The 15,162-nt window shown below is 59.7% G+C and carries 16 protein-coding genes; 6 read left to right on the top strand and 10 right to left on the bottom strand.

Annotated features, from left to right (window positions below):
• Position 1: 1 nt before the first annotated feature.
• Both lolB and I9H07_RS19205 read right to left on the bottom strand, forming a co-directional pair.
• On the bottom strand, positions 2 to 619 hold the full coding sequence (gene lolB, locus I9H07_RS19210) for a lipoprotein insertase outer membrane protein LolB (RefSeq protein ID WP_024674200.1): 618 nt from the start codon (positions 617 to 619) through the stop codon (positions 2 to 4).
• A 4-nt stretch (positions 620 to 623) separates the two neighbouring features.
• On the bottom strand, positions 624 to 2,351 hold the full coding sequence (locus I9H07_RS19205) for a tetratricopeptide repeat protein (protein WP_080266613.1): 1,728 nt from the start codon (positions 2,349 to 2,351) through the stop codon (positions 624 to 626).
• Positions 2,352 to 2,577: 226 nt separating this feature from the next.
• Here I9H07_RS19205 and hemA point away from each other — a divergent pair, with 226 nt between their 5' ends.
• The 6 genes from hemA to I9H07_RS19175 all read left to right on the top strand — a co-directional run bounded on the left by hemA (position 2,578) and on the right by I9H07_RS19175 (position 7,977).
• Positions 2,578 to 3,855, top strand: coding sequence for a glutamyl-tRNA reductase (gene hemA / locus I9H07_RS19200; RefSeq protein ID WP_024645453.1), 1,278 nt, complete (start codon positions 2,578 to 2,580; stop codon positions 3,853 to 3,855).
• Positions 3,852 to 4,934: a peptide chain release factor 1 gene (gene prfA, locus I9H07_RS19195; protein ID WP_024645452.1), complete on the top strand. Its 1,083-nt coding sequence runs from the start codon at positions 3,852 to 3,854 to the stop codon at positions 4,932 to 4,934. Before hemA ends, prfA begins: the two co-directional genes overlap by 4 nt.
• Positions 4,935 to 5,768: a peptide chain release factor N(5)-glutamine methyltransferase gene (gene prmC / locus I9H07_RS19190; protein WP_236423434.1), complete on the top strand. Its 834-nt coding sequence runs from the start codon at positions 4,935 to 4,937 to the stop codon at positions 5,766 to 5,768.
• Entirely contained in the window at positions 5,762 to 6,532 is a 771-nt protein-coding gene (locus I9H07_RS19185; protein ID WP_236423432.1) for a molybdopterin-synthase adenylyltransferase MoeB, read from the top strand. The genes prmC and I9H07_RS19185 overlap by 7 nt, the downstream gene beginning before the upstream one ends.
• Positions 6,525 to 7,340 (top strand): glutamate racemase, encoded by an 816-nt coding sequence (murI, locus tag I9H07_RS19180; protein WP_236423431.1) that lies wholly within the window; start codon positions 6,525 to 6,527, stop codon positions 7,338 to 7,340. Before I9H07_RS19185 ends, murI begins: the two co-directional genes overlap by 8 nt.
• A gap of 118 nt (positions 7,341 to 7,458) precedes the next feature.
• A complete protein-coding gene (locus I9H07_RS19175; RefSeq protein ID WP_024674205.1) occupies positions 7,459 to 7,977 on the top strand; it encodes an acyloxyacyl hydrolase in 519 nt (172 codons plus the stop codon).
• A 409-nt stretch (positions 7,978 to 8,386) separates the two neighbouring features.
• Here I9H07_RS19175 and I9H07_RS19170 read toward each other — a convergent pair whose 3' ends face one another.
• From I9H07_RS19170 to phrB, 8 genes are read right to left on the bottom strand one after another with little or no spacing between them, the layout of a single operon-like run.
• On the bottom strand, positions 8,387 to 8,701 hold the full coding sequence (locus tag I9H07_RS19170; protein ID WP_032606082.1) for a YkgJ family cysteine cluster protein: 315 nt from the start codon (positions 8,699 to 8,701) through the stop codon (positions 8,387 to 8,389).
• Between the two features lie 17 nt (positions 8,702 to 8,718).
• Positions 8,719 to 9,219 (bottom strand): DUF2878 domain-containing protein, encoded by a 501-nt coding sequence (locus I9H07_RS19165; protein ID WP_058392486.1) that lies wholly within the window; start codon positions 9,217 to 9,219, stop codon positions 8,719 to 8,721.
• Positions 9,212 to 10,480 carry an SAM-dependent methyltransferase gene (locus I9H07_RS19160; RefSeq protein WP_058392487.1) on the bottom strand — a complete coding sequence of 423 codons (1,269 nt, stop codon included), beginning with the start codon at positions 10,478 to 10,480 and terminating at the stop codon, positions 9,212 to 9,214. Before I9H07_RS19160 ends, I9H07_RS19165 begins: the two co-directional genes overlap by 8 nt.
• Entirely contained in the window at positions 10,467 to 11,267 is an 801-nt protein-coding gene (locus tag I9H07_RS19155; protein ID WP_058392488.1) for a DUF1365 domain-containing protein, read from the bottom strand. The genes I9H07_RS19160 and I9H07_RS19155 overlap by 14 nt, the downstream gene beginning before the upstream one ends.
• Positions 11,264 to 12,511 (bottom strand): NAD(P)/FAD-dependent oxidoreductase, encoded by a 1,248-nt coding sequence (locus tag I9H07_RS19150; RefSeq protein WP_236423429.1) that lies wholly within the window; start codon positions 12,509 to 12,511, stop codon positions 11,264 to 11,266. The genes I9H07_RS19155 and I9H07_RS19150 overlap by 4 nt, the downstream gene beginning before the upstream one ends.
• A complete protein-coding gene (locus I9H07_RS19145) occupies positions 12,508 to 13,296 on the bottom strand; it encodes an SDR family NAD(P)-dependent oxidoreductase (protein ID WP_024672196.1) in 789 nt (262 codons plus the stop codon). Before I9H07_RS19145 ends, I9H07_RS19150 begins: the two co-directional genes overlap by 4 nt.
• A complete protein-coding gene (locus I9H07_RS19140; protein ID WP_024672195.1) occupies positions 13,293 to 13,715 on the bottom strand; it encodes a nuclear transport factor 2 family protein in 423 nt (140 codons plus the stop codon). The genes I9H07_RS19145 and I9H07_RS19140 overlap by 4 nt, the downstream gene beginning before the upstream one ends.
• Complete coding sequence (gene phrB / locus I9H07_RS19135) at positions 13,708 to 15,156, bottom strand: deoxyribodipyrimidine photo-lyase (RefSeq protein WP_058392490.1); 1,449 nt, start codon at positions 15,154 to 15,156, stop codon at positions 13,708 to 13,710. Before phrB ends, I9H07_RS19140 begins: the two co-directional genes overlap by 8 nt.
• Positions 15,157 to 15,162: the final 6 nt, after the last annotated feature.

The following is a 15,162-nucleotide window of genomic DNA, read 5'->3' as shown; positions in this document are numbered from 1 at the left end:
CTCATTGCCCCAGTTTGCGCGGCTGCCAGTCCTTGATGACCAGCGTGACGTCGAGGTCCTGACCGTGCAGCTTGATGCGCTCAGGCAGCCAGTAGCCGTTCTGTTCGACATAACTGAGGTATTCCACCTGCCAGCCATCCTGCACAAGACTCGCCAGACGGCTGTCGCCATCCAGCGTCACGCTGCTCTTGCTGTCGGGAGCGGGCAAACCGCGGACCCACCACACGAGATGCGAAACGGGCAGCTTCCAGCCTAACTGATCCTGCAGCAGCGACTCCGGTGTCGCGGCCTCGTAGCGACCCTGATTGGCCACTTCCAGTGCCACGGCACCCGGCCGGCCAGTCAGTCGCGCAGCCCCCCGGCCCAACGGCCCGGACAGACGAATATCGTAGTAGTCCTGACGCTGTAGCCAGAACAGCGTGCCACTGCCGGAGTCTTTCGGTGCACGAATGCCGACCTTGCCGTTGATCTGCCAGCCATCGAGGCTGCTCAGTTGCTGTTTGTGTTCGCGCCATTGCGCGGGGTCGCCCTTGCCCTGAACGGCTTCGCGGGAGGTGAGTCCGGCGCAGCCGGTGAGCAGGGCGATGAGGCTGAATACGATTACGTGGCGCAAAAACATAACGTCAAAGGTTCTCTGATCCGGTCAAGCGCTGCAGGGTGCTGCGCAGAATAGGGCTGTCGGGTTGCTGTTCCAGGGCTTTGGCCCAGACTTTACGGGCTTCGCGCTGCTCGCCTTTGGCCCAGAGTACTTCACCCAGATGCGCTGCCACTTCATGGTCGGGAAAGCGCTCAAGGGCCTGGCGCAGATAGCGCTCGGCGGCGTCCAGATTGCCCATGCGATAGTTCACCCAGCCAAGGCTGTCGAGTACCGCCGGATCATCGGGGTTGATCTTGTGGGCTTTCTCGATCAGTTCACGGGCTTCGGCATAGCGGGTCGTGCGGTCCGAAAGGGTGTAGCCCAGCGCGTTCAACGCCATGGCGTTTTCCGGTTCGCGCTTTATGATGGTGCGCAGGTCTTTTTCCATCTGGGTCAGATCGTTGCGCTTTTCTGCCAGCATGGCCCGCGTGTAAAGCAGATTGACGTCGTCCGGATATTGCTTGAGCGCCTGGCTCAGGACCTGCCAGCCACGATCCAGTTGATCATTGCTGGTCAGCGTCTCGGCTTCGATGAGGTACAGCTGAATCGCGTAATCCGGCTCTTCGGCACGTGCCTCGGACAGCCGTTTGGCGGCTTCCGCACCGTTGCCATTGCTGACCAGAATATCGGCCTGGCGCAACTGTGCGGCGAGAAAGTCCGGCCCGGGGCCGACTTGAGCGTATTCATTGAGCGCGCTTTGCGGGTCTTCGCGCTCCTCGTGAATGCGCCCCAGATTCAAATGCGCCGAATCCACATGCGCGCCTCGGGCGATCAGTTCTTCCAGGTAGCCCGCCGCTTCATCCCAGGCCTTGGCCTCGAGGCAGACCAGCGCCAGCGAGAAGCGCAACTCGTCGTCATCGGGGTACTGCTGCAACAGCGCAGCGAACTGCACTTTGGCGTCCTGCATGCGGTTCTGTTCGACCAGCATGCGTGCATACGTCAGGCGCAGACGCTTGTCGTCCGGGTATTTCTTGATGCTTTTTTCCAGCAGGGGCACCGCTTCCTTGCCGCGATTCATGCTTTGCAGCAAGCGCGCGTGCAGCAGAATAGGCGCGACTTCACCTTCTTTCGGCGGGTTGTCTTCAAGCAGTTTAAGCGACTGCTCGGCATCGCCGTTCTGCTGGAGCAGCAGCGCCTTGCCGAAAATCAGCTGGCCGTTGTTGGGGTATTTGCCCAGCAACCGGTCGAAACTTTTCAGCAGACCATTGCGGGTGTCCGGGTCGGTCTCTGCTGCGGACAGGGCCAGGAAGTCAAAATGGGTATCGCCCTGACCTTGCAGGACTCTCTCCATGTACACCAGAGAGTCGTCATAACGCCCGGCACGCGCCAGCTGGATTGCAGCGGCACGTTGTGCCTCGAGATTCTTCGGATCGTTCTTTGCCCAGATCAGCGCGGTTTGCAGTGCGGACTGGTCCGCGCCCATGTACTCGGCGATACGGTAGGCACGCTCCGACACTCCAGGGTCCTGAGTCTTGATCGCCTGGGTCACGTAGTTATCCAGAGCGATGTCGAAACGGTTGCGCTGGCCCGCCAGCTCCGCGCTCAACAGGCTGACCAGGGTTTCCTGAGTGAACGAGCCGTAGACCTGAGGCTTGGCTTCAGGCGCGGGAGGTGCATCTTTCTGGGCTGTCACGGGTTGCGACGTGGCGGGGGCCATGGACTGGCAGCCACCTAGAAAGGCAAGAGCTAGGAACAACGCGGAGGATCTATTCATATATAAGAAGGGCGGCTTACCTGCGGTGTGAGCATCATGACACAAGGCTGTCGGCAAAACCCACAGCCGTCGGAAAAACTGATGCAATGCTGATGTTTGCTGCGTTGCCGGCCTCAAAGCGCTGCCGACAACGTGCGATTGTAGTGGGACAATAATATGCGGTGGTTGTTCTGAACCTATCGAAGTAGGACAATTACCGGCTTCATGTCACCACTTGCGACCCTGAATGGCCTTCCTTGCACTCGGTATCAATCATAAGACCGCCTCGGTCGACGTTCGCGAGCGTGTGGCATTTACCCCGGAACAGCTGGTCGAGGCGCTGCAACAGCTCTGTCGCCTGACCGACAGTCGTGAGGCTGCGATTCTCTCGACGTGCAATCGCAGCGAACTGTACATCGAACATGACCACCTTGCGGCCGACAGCATTCTGGCCTGGCTTGCCAATTACCATCACCTCAGCCTGGAAGAACTGCGCGCCAGTGCCTATGTGCATGAGGATGATGCGGCTGTGCGCCACATGATGCGCGTGGCGTCGGGGCTGGACTCGCTGGTGCTGGGCGAGCCGCAGATTCTTGGTCAGATGAAGTCTGCGTATGCCGTTGCCCGCGAAGCCGGAACGGTCGGGCCGTTGCTCGGTCGCCTGTTTCAGGCCACGTTCAGCGCCGCCAAACAGGTGCGCACCGATACCGCAATCGGTGAAAACCCGGTTTCAGTGGCGTTTGCCGCCGTCAGCCTGGCGAAACAGATTTTCAGTGACCTGCAACGCAGTCAGGCCTTGTTGATCGGTGCGGGCGAGACCATTACTCTGGTCGCCCGGCATCTGCATGACCTTGGCGTCAAGCGAATCGTGGTGGCCAACCGAACCCTGGAGCGCGCCAGCATGCTGGCCGCCGAATTTGGCGCCCATGCGGTGCTGCTCTCGGACATTCCTGCTGAACTGGTCAACAGTGACATTGTGATCAGCTCTACCGCCAGTCAGTTGCCGATTCTGGGCAAGGGCGCGGTAGAAAGTGCGCTGAAGCTGCGCAAGCACAAACCGATTTTCATGGTCGACATCGCCGTACCGCGCGATATCGAACCGGAAGTCGGCGAGCTGGACGACGTTTACCTGTACAGCGTCGATGATCTGCATGAAGTGGTGGCAGAAAATCTCAAGAGCCGTCAGGGTGCGGCACTGGCTGCCGAACAATTGGTCAGTGTCGGTGCCGAAGACTTCATGTCGCGCCTGCGCGAGCTGGCGGCGGTCGATGTATTGCGCGCTTACCGTCAGCAGAGCGAGCGGTTGCGCGATGAAGAATTGAGCAAGGCGCAACGCATGTTGGCCAACGGCAGCAATGCCGAAGAGGTGCTGATCCAGCTGGCGCGCGGGCTGACCAACAAATTGCTGCACGCGCCCAGTGTGCAGCTCAAGAAGCTGTCTGCCGAAGGTCGCGTCGACGCGCTGGCCATGGCCCAGGAACTTTTTGCCCTCGGTGAGGGCTCGACGGATAAACCCCCGCAATGAAAGCTTCACTGCTCAATAAGCTGGATGTACTCAGCGACCGTTTCGAGGAACTGACCGCGCTGCTAGGCGACGCGGAAGTCATCAGCGATCAGACACGTTTTCGCGCCTATTCCCGTGAGTACGCCGAGGTGGAGCCGGTTGTTGCGCTCTACACACAGCTGCTCAAAGTGCAGGGCGATCTTGACGGCGCACAGGCTCTGCTCAAAGACAGCGACCCGGACATGCGCGAAATGGCCGTCGAGGAAGTTCGCGAGACAAAACAGCAACTGGTCGAGCTGGAAGCTCAGCTGCAACGCATGCTGCTGCCCAAGGACCCGAACGACGGTCGCAACGTGTTTCTGGAAATCCGTGCGGGCACCGGCGGTGACGAGGCGGCGATCTTCTCCGGCGACCTGTTTCGCATGTACTCGCGTTACGCCGAGCGACGTGGCTGGCGGGTCGAAATACTCTCTGAAAACGAGGGCGAGCACGGCGGTTACAAAGAAGTCATCGCTCGGGTCGAGGGGGACAGTGTTTACGGCAAACTGAAGTTCGAGTCCGGCGCGCACCGGGTGCAGCGTGTGCCCGAGACCGAATCCCAGGGCCGCATCCATACGTCGGCCTGTACCGTTGCCGTCCTGCCGGAGCCTGATGAGCAGCAAGCGATCGAAATCAATCCGGCCGACCTGCGCGTCGACACCTATCGTTCGTCGGGGGCCGGTGGTCAGCACGTCAACAAGACTGACTCGGCGATCCGTATCACCCACTTGCCATCGGGTATCGTGGTCGAGTGTCAGGAAGAGCGTTCGCAGCACAAGAACAGAGCCCGGGCAATGTCCTGGTTATCTGCCAAACTGAATGATCAACAGACCAGCGCGGCTGCCAATGCCATCGCCAGCGAGCGCAAATTGCTCGTCGGGTCTGGCGATCGTTCGGAGCGTATCCGCACGTACAATTTCCCTCAGGGGCGAGTGACGGATCACCGCGTCAATCTGACGTTGTATTCGCTGGATGAAGTTCTGGCGGGTGGAGTCGATGCAGTGATAGAGCCGCTACTCGCTGAATATCAGGCTGATCAACTTGCGGCACTGGGTGATTAAATGACCATCATCGCAAGTGTGTTAAGAAGCGCAGAGCTTCCCGATTCACCGACTGCACGGCTTGATGTCGAGCTGCTGCTCGCGGCAGCGCTGGGCAAACCGCGGAGCTTTCTGCACACCTGGCCCGAGCGTATCGTCAGCACTGAAGCTGCAGTGGCATTTGCAGGCTATCTGGAGCGTCGACGCAAGGGCGAACCAGTGGCTTACATTCTTGGTCAGCAAGGCTTCTGGAAGCTGGACCTGGAAGTCGCACCGCACACGTTGATACCGCGTCCGGAGACTGAAATGCTGGTAGAAGCGGCGCTGGAACTGGTGCCCGCTTTTGCATCTGCCCAGGTGCTGGATCTGGGCACCGGCACCGGTGCAATCGGTCTGGCGCTAGCCCACGATCGCCAGCAGTGGAAGGTGACTGCGGTTGACCGCGTCGCCGAAGCCGTGGCGCTGGCCGAGCGTAATCGACAGCGCCTGCAACTGAACAACGCCGAAGTCTTCGAAAGCCACTGGTTCAGTGGCCTGCAAGGTCGACAGTTCGATCTGATCATTAGCAACCCGCCCTATATCGCCGACACCGATCCGCATCTGGCGGCCGGTGACGTGCGTTTCGAACCGAGCAGCGCGCTGGTCGCCGGTTCCGACGGGCTGGACGACCTGCGGACGATCATCGAGCAGGCGCCTGCTCATCTGAATGCCGAAGGCTGGTTGCTGCTGGAGCATGGTTATGATCAGGGCGCTGCCGTGCGCGAGCTGCTGATTCGCCAGGGCTTCGAGCGTATCCAGACCCGACGCGATCTGGGCGAGCACGAGCGCATTACGTTCGGATGCAAGCCGTGCTGAGTGATCAGGAACTGCTGCGCTACAGCCGGCAGATTCTGTTGCAACATGTCGACATCGACGGTCAGCTGCGCCTCAAGCGGAGCCGTGCGCTGGTCGTGGGCGTGGGTGGGCTTGGATCGCCAGTGGCGCTGTATCTGGCTGCTGCCGGGGTGGGCGAGCTGCACCTGGCGGACTTCGACCATGTCGATCTGACCAATCTACAGCGCCAGATCATCCACGATACGCCTGGCATCGGACTTTCCAAAGTCGACTCGGCCATGGCCCGACTCAGCGCCATCAATCCCGAAATCACCCTGATCGCCCACCGTACGGCGCTGGACGCCGACTCTCTGAACGCAGCGGTAAATGCCGTGGATCTGGTGCTCGATTGTTCCGACAACTTCGCCACGCGCGAGGCGGTCAATGCGGCCTGCGTTTTGGCGCGCAAACCCTTGGTCAGCGGCGCAGCGATCCGTCTTGAGGGCCAGCTGTCGGTGTTCGATCCACGTCGTGACGACAGCCCTTGCTACCACTGCCTGTATGGCCATGGCAGCGAAGCCGAACTGACCTGCAGCGAAGCCGGTGTGATCGGGCCGCTGGTGGGGCTGGTCGGCAGCCTGCAAGCGCTGGAAGCCTTGAAGCTCCTGGCCGGGTTCGGTGAGCCGCTGGTCGGGCGCCTGTTATTGATCGATGCCCTCAGCTCCCGTTTCCGTGAGCTGAAAGTCAAACGCGATCCGGCGTGCAGCGTATGCGGTCCGGCAAACGGGCAGGGCGGGCATGCCTGACATCCATATGAGCCACAGCAGTGATGCGCCGGTCGGGATCTTTGACTCCGGGGTGGGCGGGCTTTCGGTGCTGAATGAAATTCGCCAGTTATTGCCCAGCGAGTCGCTGTTGTACCTGGCGGACTGTGGGCATATTCCTTATGGCGAAAAAAGCCCTGAATTCATCATCGAGCGCTGCCTGACGATTGCCGGATTTTTCCGCGAGCAAGGGGCCAAAGCGCTGGTCGTTGCCTGCAATACCGCCACGGCTGCGGGTGTGGCGCATATTCGTCAGCGCTATCCGGACTGGCCGATTGTAGGCATGGAGCCTGCGGTAAAACCCGCGGCCGAGGCCACGCGCAGTGGCGTGGTCGGCGTGCTGGCGACCACCGGGACACTGCAAAGCGCCAGATTCGCTGCACTGCTGGATCGTTTTGCCAGTGACGTGCAGGTAGTGACGCAGCCTTGTCCGGGGCTGGTCGAGCTGATCGAAACCGGCGATCTGGCCAGCCCGCAGATTCGTGAGCTGTTGGCGCGCTATGTCGAGCCTTTGCTGGCAGCGCGCTGTGACACTGTGATTCTGGGCTGTACTCACTATCCGTTTCTCAAGCCGCTGCTGCGAGAGATGCTTCCGGAATCGGTCACCCTGATCGATACCGGTGCTGCGGTGGCGCGCCAGTTACAGCGTCTTTTGTCCCGCTCCAGTCTGCTTGCACGCGGTCCTGCGCGGGATACTGTGTACTGGTCTAGTGACATACCGGACAATTTCAGAAAAATCCTACGTTTTCTGTCGCAAAGTGCCGGCAATGTGAGAAGCTTCCGTTTGTAAAAAAAACGTGAAAAAAGGCGTTTCGAGGCTGAACTTACCTTGTGCCGCTGGCTTCTATTATTGCGGTTAACGAATTCCAACACTTTCTTACAAACTCATACAATTTAGGACGTTTCTCATGAAGAGACTCTTTTGCCTGGCCGTGCTCTCGGCCCTCATGGCAGGCCAGGCTTCACTGGCGCAGGCCGACGGCGTTGAATTTTCGGTTGGGCAGACCGGCGAGTCCACCATGACTTATCGCTTGGGTGTGCAGTTCGACTGGGATAAGACCTGGCTGCAAAGCGACATTGGCCGTCTGACCGGTTATTGGGACGGCGCCTACACCTACTGGGATGGCAAGGACTACAAGGATAACCACAGCCTGTCGTTCTCCCCGGTTCTGGTGTACGAATTCGGCAACAGCAGCGTGAAGCCTTACGTCGAAGCGGGTATCGGTGTTTCGGTGTTCTCCAACACTCAGGTTGAAGATCGCAAGTTCGGCTCGGCATTCAACTTCGAAGACCGCATCGGTTTCGGCCTGCGCTTCGCTGGCGGACATGAAGTCGGCATCCGTGCCACTCATTACTCCAACGCCGGCATCAAGCAGCCGAACGACGGTATCGAAAGCTACGCCCTGCATTACAAGATGCCGTTCTGATTTGATCGACTCTGGTGCGGCACAACGTCATACCTGGTCTATAGCTACTGCCAGCGGGTGCTTTTTCTAACGCAATGGCACTGACGACACAGATTGCGACGTAAGTGACGGCTGAGTCCTGGCGCTGATCCGGGGGTAGCCTGGCAGGACGCCAGGCTAGCCGCACCGGGCCATGGATGGCCCGTTGCGGCGGCCCCCGGATCAGTGTCAGGGCGAAGGAACCCGACGAAGTCGGGCCGGAAACAGGAGCGGGGACTTTGCCTACTTTGGTCCTTCAAAGTAGGGCGCCGTAAAGGCGCAAAGGTGACCTGAGTCGAAGACAGGTACAACTGCGTTCGCAGGAACGATGCGTGATGCGGAGCGTCACGAACTGCATTCCCACGCAAAGCGTGGGGACGATAGTGATGAATCAAAGATAAGCCGTCGCAATCCCTTTGCGTTCGTTCAGGCAATCTTCCGCTCCTGCTTCGAACTCACGACAGATCAAGGGACGCTTTTCGTAGATCGTGCACATCATGGTGTTGCGATCCAGCGCTGCGCACCAGCCGTCATCCAGCCGCAACATCACCTCGCCACCCCATTCGTCGTTATCGATATAGCGCTCAGGCACGCCCGTGTCGGTGATCAGCATCACTTCCAGTTGGCAGCAGCAGGCCGCACAGGTTGAGCAGGTGACTTCCGTTTCGCTGTGAATATCGGCGAGCGGAATAAGTGTGGCGTCCAGAGCGGGTCTCCCGAGTGTCAGGCTGAAGGGCGCGTTGTGCGGCCGGCCAGCCATTGCAACAGGGGGAAAACACCTGCCCAGACCAGCCCCAGCAGCAGCATGCTCGGCCACATTCCAAGTGGAAGGTGAACCTGCGCCAGTTGCGAGCCGGCATAGTACGACATCGGGCCGCCGATAGCGCCAAGAACGGCTGCACGCCACAGCGGTCTGGCAGTCCAGGCCAGGCAATGATTAAGCGTAGTGGCCATGACCGCCCACAACAAAGCCAGCCACAAGGGCAACAGGTAGCCACTGACGCCGAAGTCGAACACGCCCAGAGTCATCAGCAGGCTGTCGATCAATGCGCCGATCAGCGTAACGGTAATCACCAGTCGACCTTCTGCGGCCCACGAACTGATCCACACAAAGTGGATGACCAGCACGCCCAGTGCAATCAGCAACCAATAGCTGTTGCCGCCCAGCACACAGGCAAACCAGCCGATCTGAAAAAGTAGCGCGTTGGCGATGGTTTTAAGCATTGAAGCGCCCAAGCAGTGGTTCGCGTAACGCGTCCGGCTTGGCCAGCAGCAGTTGCGCGGTGCCGATGGTCCGCTCCAGGAAGCCCCCTTCGCAGTAGCACAGGTAAAACTCCCAAAGCCGCAAAAAGTACTCGTCGTAACCCAGTTCGGTCAGTTTGCCGTGGGCGTTTCTGAAATTGTCGTACCACAGGCGCAATGTGCGGGCGTAATGCAGGCCGAAGTCTTCCATGTGCAGCAGGTTCATATCGGTGTCATTGCCGACGATTTCGAGCATCTTTGCCACCGAGGGCAGCGCGCCGCCGGGGAAAATATAGCGCTGGATGAAGTCCACATTGCGCTTGGCCTGGGTATAGCGTTGTTCGCGAATGGTGATTGCCTGCAGCAGCATCATGCCGTTGCTCTTCAGCAAGCTGGCGCATTGCTTGAAGTAGGTTGGCAGGAAACGGTGGCCGACCGCCTCGATCATTTCGATGGACACCAGCTTGTCGTACTCACCGGTCAGGTCCCGGTAGTCGGTCAGCAGCAACGTCACGCGATCCTGCAGGCCCAGTTCGACCAGCTTCTGCTGCGTGTAAGCGAACTGCTCTTTGGACAGCGTGGTGGTGGTCACCTGGCAGCCATAATGCTGCGCAGCGTAAATGGCCATACTGCCCCAGCCGGTGCCGATTTCCAGCAGGTGATCTTCGGGTTTCAGGGCCAGCTTCTGGCAGATACGCTCCAGCTTGTTCAGTTGCGCCTGTTCAAGTGTGTCGTTTTCATTCAGGAACTGTGCCGCCGAATACATCATGGTCGGATCGAGAAACTGTTCAAACAGTGTGTTGCCCAGGTCATAGTGAGCCGCGATGTTTTTCTGCGAGCCTTTGCGGGTGTTGCGGTTAAGCCAGTGCAGACCGTGAATCAAAGGCCGGGTCAGCCGCGCCACACCGCCTTCCATTGCGTCGAGAACATCCAGATTGCTGACAAATACCCGCACCACCGCTGTCAGGTCAGGCGTGGTCCAGTAACCATGGATGAACGCCTCGCCAGCACCGATCGAGCCACTGCTGGCGATCATGCCCCAGGCCGCCGAATCCAGGATGTGGACTTCGGCCTGGATCAGCGCATCGCTCTTGCCGAACATATGGCGTCGGCCTCCTTCAACGACCACCAACTGACCGTTGCGCAGGCCTGCCACCTGCCGTAAAACGCCTCGGCGCAGGATATCTGCAGTCAGACCATTGGTCCCCAGATTGGCAGAAAAACTGCTGCTACTGCTTTTCATGGTGCGAGTCCTTGGGTTGCGCGGCGGCGGCACGGTATTCGCCGTCGGCGGCCTGATGGGAAAAAATAGGAATGCGTTTGACCAGCAAGCGCATGGCTTGCCAATAGATGGCCAGACAGGTTTTCGCAGTCATCCACGGGAACGCCATCAGGTGACGGTGCAACGTCTGGCGATTGAGGTCTTGCCGAGTCAGGTTGAGCGTGGCGTCGAACATCTTCAGATCGCCCTGCCAGTCCGCCATATGCACCCCGATACGCTCCGCAGGCTGGCTGAAGCTCATGCGGTACTCAAGGTCGCGGGGCAGAAACGGTGAGACATGAAAAGCTTTGGCCACGGCAAAATGCTGATGGCCTTCACCCGTCGCTGGCAGTACATAACTGTAGCGCTCGCCCCACGGCGTATTGGTGACTTCGCAGAGGATGGCGGCCAGCGTACCGTCTACCTCATGGCAGTAGAAAAAACTGACCGGGTTGAACGACAACCCCCAACTGCGCGCTTGCGTCAGCAGGCAGACACGGCCCAGCGGCATATGCCCCAGCGCTTTGCCTGCCAGCTCGCGTGCCGCTTCTATCAGCGGCACGCCACGCCCGGTCAGTTTCGGCAGATAGTCGCGCTCGCGGAATGAAAACGCGGCGAAACGTCCGTTTCCCGCCAGCGGCGAGAGCCCGAATACGTGCTCTTGCTCATCCAGATCCAGATAGAGCAGACCAATGCGATAGGTGAACGCATGCGAGCGTGGCGAAAATCGACGGTGGCTGATCCAACCACTGTAGAGGGCGCTGTTCACAGGGTTTCACCGAACGCCTGAGCCACGCGCAAGCCACTGACGACGCCGTCTTCGTGGAAGCCGTTAGCCCAGTAAGCACCGCAATACCAGGTGTGGTCGACGCCATTGATTTCCTGCCAGCGCGCTTGCGCGGCTATCGCCTCAAGGCTGTATTGCGGATGCGAATAGCGGTAGCGACCAAGAATGGTCGCCGGGTCGATAGCCGCAGTCTGATTCAGACTCACGCAGAACGTGGTGTCGCTGTCGATGCCTTGCAGGATGTTCATGTCGTACGTGACGGCTGCCAACTGTTTAGCATCGCCGCCAAGACGATAGTTCCAGCTGGCCCAGGCCAGACGGCGGTCGGGCAGCAGACGGGTATCAGTATGCAACACCACATCGTTTTCGGCGTAGCGCAGCGCGCCAAGCACCGATTGTTCGGCGCTCGACGGTTCGGCCAGCAATGCCAGGGCCTGATCGCTATGGCAGGCAAACACCACCTGGTCGAAACGCTCACTGCCCTCGGCGCTATGTACCGTGACACCTTTGCTGTCGCGTTCCACGCGGGTGACCGGGCATGACAGGCGAATTCGCTCCCGGAACGACGCAGTCAGGGGCTCGACATAACTTCTGGAGCCGCCTTCTATCACGCACCATTGCGGCCGGTTGGTGACCGACAGCAGGCCGTGGTTCTTGAAGAAGCGCACGAAGAATTGCAGCGGAAAGCCGAGCATTTCCGCCAGCGACATTGACCAGATCGCCGCGCCCATCGGCACGATGTAGTGGTCGACGAAGCGTTGCCCGTAAGCGCCTTTTTTCAAGTACTCGCCGAGCGTGGTGTCCGCCGCAATACGCTGGTTTTCCAGGTCCTCGACGGACTGGCGGTTGAAGCGCAGGATATCGCGCAGCATGCCCCAGAACCTTGGCGACAGCAGGTTGCTGCGTTGGGCAAACAGGCTGTTGAGGTTGTTGCCGTTATATTCGACGCCAGTGCGCGGATCGTGCACCGAAAAGCTCATTTCAGCGGGTTTGAAGCCCACGCCCAGCTGGCCCAGCAGGCGAATGAAATTCGGGTAGGTCCAGTCATTGAACACAATGAAACCGGTGTCGATGGCATAGGCGCGACCCTCGACCTGCACATCGACGGTGTGGGTATGCCCGCCAATCCAGTCCGAGGACTCGAATACCGTGACCTCATGCTTGCGATTGAGCAGATAGGCACTGGTCAACCCGGCGATCCCGCTGCCAATAACTGCGACTTTCATTGGTTGTCCTTATGGCCCGTTTCGTTGCGGGCCATGCGCTTGCCGATGGCGAATCTGACGCGCGCCGGGAACAGGGCCAACAGTTTCATACTGAGGATGAAGGCCGTCGGGAAGGCGATTTCAAGCGGTCGCCGTGCGCGGTTGAGGTTCTCGGCAATGTACTGTGCGGCCTTTTCGACGGGCCAGCGCATCGGCATTGGAAAATCGTTTTTTTGCGTCAGCGGGGTATCTACAAACCCAGGGCTGACGATGGTTACATCGATGTTTTCGCTGGCCAGATCAATGCGCAGGGCTTCAAACAGATAGCGCAGCCCGGCTTTCGACGCGCCGTAGGCTTCTGCGCGAGGCAGTGCCAGGAACGTCACTGCGCTGGCGACACCGACCAGGTGCGGCTGCTCGCCCTTGCGCAACAACGGTAGCGCTTCCTGAATGCAGTAACTGCTGGCCAGCAGATTGGTGCGCACTACGCGCTCGACCATGGCCGCTTCGAAGTTGCGGGCGTCAATATATTCGCAAGTCCCGGCATTGAGGATCGCAGTGTCCAGAGCGCCCCATTCCTGAGCGATGCGGTCGCCCATGGATTTCACTTGCAAGCCATCAGTGATATCACCGGTGACCAGCAGCACCTGCTCCGGGTAGAGGGTCGCCAGATTCTGTAGCGGTTCCAGGGTTCTGGCCGTCAATGCCAGCCGATGCCCGGCGTCGAGTAATTCCTTTGCCAAAGCGAGACCGATGCCACTGCTGGCGCCGGTCAACCAGATACGTCGTGCGCCAGGAGTGCTCATCCCAACCTCTTCTTCAGCCAATTGATGACTCGGCCCATGATGGGCAGATGTTCGTAGAGCAGCGCACCGGCATCGAAATAGTCGCGGTGCCGGTAAACCTTTTCATGCCATTTGAGGTGCGAACAGCCTTCGACCCGGATGGTCTGGCCAGCGGCCAGGCGTGGGTGCGAGTAGCTCATGGTCCAGACCAGATAGCCTTCGCCGGGCCGGACCTCGTCGAAGGCGTGAAAATCGAAATGCAGATCCCGAACGTTGGCGTACAGCTCGGCGAAATAACGCTGCATGGCAGGCAGGCCATGAATGTCGTGCAGCGGGTCGCTGAACGACACGTCTTCGCTGTACAGCTGGGCAACCTGATCAAGGTTGTCCTTGTTCAGTGCGGCAAAGCGCTGAGCGAAGCTGTGCAGGAAGTCAGCCATGGTCAGCCCCTGCGGCGGGCACGCGGGTTGGCAGCGCCTTGAATGCTGCCAGCGCGCGGGCGCGGCTTTTGCTCAAGTCGACGATGGGTGTCGGGTAATCGGCTACGCCAAATAGCCCGCCGACAGAGGCGGGGTCATGAATCTGCTTTTTGTTCAGGCCTGCCAGCTCCGGCAGCCAGCGCTTGATGAACACGCCCTCGGGGTCGAATCTTTCCGATTGTGACAAGGGGTTGAAGATACGGAAATACGGGGCCGAGTCGGTGCCGGTGGACGAGCTCCACTGCCAGCCGCCGTTATTCGACGCCAGGTCGCCGTCGATCAGGTGGCGCATGAAAAAGCGCTCGCCTTCCCGCCAGTCGATCAACAGGTTTTTCGTGAGAAACATGGCAACGACCATCCTTAGCCGATTGTGCATCCATCCGGTTTCCAGCAATTGACGCATGGCGGCGTCAATGATCGGCAGGCCGGTGCGCGCTTCCTGCCATGCCAACAGCTCTTCAGGGGCGTTGCGCCATTGCAGTGCTTCGGTTTCGGGTCTGAAAGCGCGATGACGTGAAACACGAGGGTAGCCTACCAGCGTGTGCTTGTAGAATTCTCGCCACAACAGTTCGTTGATCCAGGTCACGGTGCCCACGTCGCCGGTCTCGAATTCCCCATGATTGCTGCTCAAGGCAGCGTGCAGGCACTGGCGGGGCGAAATGACCCCGGCGGCGAGATAGGCCGAAAGCTGGCTGGTGCCGGGCTTGGCCGGGAAGTCCCGCTCGTCCTTGTAGTAGCTGATCTGCTCGTCTGCGAAAGCGTCCATGCGGCGACTGGCCTCACCCTCGCCAGCCGGCCACAGGGCGCGTAACGCATCCGGCGGCGTGGCAAAACCCTTCACCTGGTGCGGAACCCGGTCGCTTTTTATCGACAGCGCCTGCTGTGCAGCGGGGGTACGCACGAGAGGCGGCATGGCGGCGTGCAGCCGGGTGTAGCAGGCCTTCTTGAACTGGGTGAATACCTGAAAGTAGTTGCCGGACTTGGTCAGGATGCTGCCCGGCTTGAACAGCAGTTGATCCAGGTAACTGTTGAAATGCACACCGTCGTCTTCAAGCGCCTTGTGCACGGCCAGGTCACGGTTGGTTTCGTTGATGCCGTATTCCTGATTGAGGTGCAGGCCCTCGACCTTGAACTCCCTGCACAGGGTCGACAGCACCTCAGGTGCCTCGTCCCAGGTGTCAGCCTCGCGAATCAGCAGCGGCACGTTCAGTTTGCCAAGGGCTTTTTCCAGCTCGACCAGGTTGCGCAGCCAGAAATCGACTTTACAGTCGGCATCGTCATGACTTCGCCACTGCGCAGGGCTGAGCAGGTACACCGCCAGCGTCGGACCACGCTGCAGGGCGGCGGTCAGGGCGGTGTTGTCGTGAACGCGCAGGTCGCTACGCAGCCAGATCAGTTGCATGAGAAG

It is taken from the genome of Pseudomonas syringae (genome assembly GCF_023278085.1).
In the GTDB taxonomy this organism is placed as follows: domain Bacteria; phylum Pseudomonadota; class Gammaproteobacteria; order Pseudomonadales; family Pseudomonadaceae; genus Aquipseudomonas; species Aquipseudomonas syringae_Q.
Note: the sequence above shows the minus strand (reverse complement) of the source record. Positions and strands in the feature narration are given on the sequence as shown.

Coding starts and splice junctions, on each gene's coding strand:
- I9H07_RS19175 (WP_024674205.1), top strand. CDS start 7,459: ATGAAGAGACTCTTTTGCCTGGCCGTGCTCTCGGCCCTCATGGCAGGC.
- lolB (WP_024674200.1), bottom strand. CDS start 619: ATGTTTTTGCGCCACGTAATCGTATTCAGCCTCATCGCCCTGCTCACC.
- I9H07_RS19150 (WP_236423429.1), bottom strand. CDS start 12,511: ATGAAAGTCGCAGTTATTGGCAGCGGGATCGCCGGGTTGACCAGTGCC.
- murI (WP_236423431.1), top strand. CDS start 6,525: ATGCCTGACATCCATATGAGCCACAGCAGTGATGCGCCGGTCGGGATC.
- prfA (WP_024645452.1), top strand. CDS start 3,852: ATGAAAGCTTCACTGCTCAATAAGCTGGATGTACTCAGCGACCGTTTC.
- I9H07_RS19160 (WP_058392487.1), bottom strand. CDS start 10,480: ATGAAAAGCAGTAGCAGCAGTTTTTCTGCCAATCTGGGGACCAATGGT.
- I9H07_RS19205 (WP_080266613.1), bottom strand. CDS start 2,351: ATGAATAGATCCTCCGCGTTGTTCCTAGCTCTTGCCTTTCTAGGTGGC.
- I9H07_RS19140 (WP_024672195.1), bottom strand. CDS start 13,715: ATGGCTGACTTCCTGCACAGCTTCGCTCAGCGCTTTGCCGCACTGAAC.
- phrB (WP_058392490.1), bottom strand. CDS start 15,156: ATGCAACTGATCTGGCTGCGTAGCGACCTGCGCGTTCACGACAACACC.
- I9H07_RS19165 (WP_058392486.1), bottom strand. CDS start 9,219: ATGCTTAAAACCATCGCCAACGCGCTACTTTTTCAGATCGGCTGGTTT.
- I9H07_RS19145 (WP_024672196.1), bottom strand. CDS start 13,296: ATGAGCACTCCTGGCGCACGACGTATCTGGTTGACCGGCGCCAGCAGT.
- hemA (WP_024645453.1), top strand. CDS start 2,578: ATGGCCTTCCTTGCACTCGGTATCAATCATAAGACCGCCTCGGTCGAC.
- prmC (WP_236423434.1), top strand. CDS start 4,935: ATGACCATCATCGCAAGTGTGTTAAGAAGCGCAGAGCTTCCCGATTCA.